Raw genomic sequence first — 453 nt, forward strand, 5'->3', positions numbered from 1 at the left:
ATTAAGATCATATAAAAAGGTGATCAAATCAGAATCTCAGTGCAAGAATGGAGAAATAGTCACTTTCGTCTTAATTCAGTAACAAAATATTGAATAACATTTTGTTTAAGACATCTCCACGAGCACATCAAAATGAAAAAAAATAAAACAGTCACCACTGAAGATATTCTTCTTAAGCTATGCCAATCAGTCTCAAGCGTACTTACATCAGCAACGGCTTCTCAGGTGTCCTATTCAGCCATGGTTCAAAAGATCAATAAGACAAGCCTAAAGCCAGATTTTGGTTGCTTCGTTCTATTTGACGGAGGCTTTTCTGGTCTTGTTGTTATCAATTTTACGTCGAAAGCCGCATTAGAGATCTACACCAATTACATGCGTAACATGGGCATGCCGGAAAATGAACTGGCTGTGCTGCATACATCTGATGAAGTGGGTGACGTACTAGGTGAATTA

1 protein-coding gene is annotated in these 453 nt (G+C 38.0%); it reads left to right on the forward strand.

All coding sequences use genetic code 11. The features are described from left to right. Window positions 1-132: 132 nt before the first annotated feature. On the forward strand, window positions 133-453 hold a 321-nt coding region (locus tag BCT81_RS03555; RefSeq protein ID WP_133152525.1), incomplete at its 3' end, for a DUF3334 family protein.

This window comes from Vibrio sp. 10N.261.52.A1 (assembly GCF_002876325.1).
Taxonomy (GTDB): domain Bacteria; phylum Pseudomonadota; class Gammaproteobacteria; order Enterobacterales; family Vibrionaceae; genus Vibrio; species Vibrio chagasii.